At 62.3% G+C, this 1978-nt stretch carries 2 protein-coding genes and 1 pseudogene; 2 read left to right on the top strand and 1 reads right to left on the bottom strand.

The window, feature by feature from the left end:
* Positions 1–122, bottom strand: a pseudogene (locus tag AC11W3_RS22175) (IS1595 family transposase); the annotation flags it as partial.
* A 280-nt stretch (positions 123–402) separates the two neighbouring features.
* Between AC11W3_RS22175 and AC11W3_RS22170 the strand changes: the two are divergent.
* Positions 403–1530 (top strand): ISAs1 family transposase, encoded by a 1128-nt coding sequence (locus tag AC11W3_RS22170; RefSeq protein ID WP_484093861.1) that lies wholly within the window; start codon positions 403–405, stop codon positions 1528–1530.
* 228 nt (positions 1531–1758) lie between these two features.
* The coding region (locus tag AC11W3_RS22165; protein WP_484093860.1) for a type II toxin-antitoxin system TacA family antitoxin at positions 1759–1978 on the top strand (220 nt) is incomplete at its 3' end.

Genomic DNA, 1978 nt, shown 5'->3' with positions numbered 1-1978 from the left:
CGGAAGCCTTGGGGCCAGCGCGCCTTCTCCAGTGCCGCCTCACACTGCGCCTCGGTGCCGAACTGTTGAAGAAACGCGGGCAACGATAGGCCCGGCTGGAATTGGATGCGGTTCATTGGCAGGCCAGGAAGCTCCTCGGTGGGTAGGCGGCCAGTATGCGCCTTTTGCTGTCAAAAATGGGCTGGCTGAAGAATATTGCTAATCAAGATTTGTGTTGGCAAAACAATGGGGCCGTGCTGCATCGACCAGCATCAACCTGTTCTGGTACAACCTGAATGATCAGATCCGCGGTGAGGTCAACCCGGCCACACCCGCCAGTCAGGGCAATCGCGCTATGTGGGGGGTTGACAGGAAGTGGATCGCCAGGGTAACGGGACGGGATTGATCTGATGGAGAGAACCGATGCGGCCTCAACTGCTCGACCCCCGCCCTTATTTTGCCACCCTGTCCGATCCCCGTCACGAGACCCGCAACAAGCTGCACAAGCTGCACGACATTCTGCTGATCGTGCGGTGCGCGGTGCTGAGCGGGGTGGAAGACTGGGTGGGGATGGAAGCCTTTGCCGAGGAGAAGGAGGCCTGGTGGCGCGGGTTTCTGGACCTGCCTAATGGGATTCCCTCGCACGACACCTTGAGCGATGTACTGGGGCGGATCGATCCGGTGGCGTTCCGAGCGGCCTTCACGGCTTGGGCCACGGCGGCGTTGCCGAGACTGGGGGAGGAGCAGATCTGCATCGATGGCAACGCGGTGCGGGGGAGTCGGGACGGGGCGAACCCGGCGGTGCATTTGGTGAGCGCCTTTGCCGGCCGGGCGCGCTGGGTACTGGCCCAGCAGGCGGTGGCGGAGCAATCGAATGAGATCACCGCGATCCCGGACCTGCTGGCTCTGTTGGACCTGCAGGGGGCGGTGGTGTCGATCGACGCCATGGGCTGTCAGAAAGCCATCGCCCAGATTCTCGTCGAGGCCGGCGCCGATTACGTCCTGGCGCTCAAGGACAATCATCCCACCTTGTGCGCGGACGTGCAGCTCTGGCTGGAGACCGAAGTGGCGCGCGGGCACCTGGCCGTGCTGGAAACGGTGGAGAAAGACCACGGCCGGATCGAAATCCGCCGCTATGCCCTGAGCAGCCAGATCGACTGGCTGGAGGCCAAACCGGAGTGGGCCGGGCTCCAGGCGGTCGGGCGGGTCGAGTCCACCCGCATCATCGGGGAAAAAACCAGTACCGAATGCCGCTATTTCCTGTGCTCGTTCCCGGAGCGGGACCGGTTCGCGGCTACCGTCCGCCAGCACTGGGGCATCGAAAACCAACAACACTGGGTCTTGGACGTGCAATTCGGGGAAGATGCCTGTCGGACGCGCCACGACCACTCGGCGGAAACCCTGGCCGTGATCCGTCGCATGGCCCTGAACATGCTACGCCACAACGGCCCTGCGCGTGATAGCCTCCGGCGCCGCAAACTCCGGGCCGGCCTCAACGATGATTACCGGTTGCGCCTGCTCCTCGGCCAGCCCAGTCCGGCTACCGCATAGCGCGATTGCCCTGGGATGACAGGCATGCTCCGCTTTGCCCATTTTACTCTGCTACAGGTTGCGGATCTGGCGGAACGCAATCCAGCCGGGTGAGTATGGCCCACGTGTTTGCCGTGGGGACGAATATAGGTGGACCGTGCCCACTCTACCAGGCTACCAGGTTACACGGGCTTGTAATGACAACGTCATTATTCTAGGATAGGATTTTTCCAGATAGGACACACTGTCATGACCGCATCACCTGAACAATCATCCCGGCGCGAGACCCTGAACATCCGTATTCGGGCAGAGGAGCGGGGTTTGATCGACCGTGCCGCTCAGGTGCGGGGCAAGAATCGGACGGACTTTATCCTCGAGGCGGCACGCCGAGCAGCCGAAGAGACCCTGCTAGAACGCGCGCTCATATCGGTCAATCCCGAAGCCTATGCCAGCTTCCTAGCCAGGCTGG

The organism is Geomonas sp., from assembly GCF_056994735.1.
Note: the sequence above shows the minus strand (reverse complement) of the source record. Positions and strands in the feature narration are given on the sequence as shown.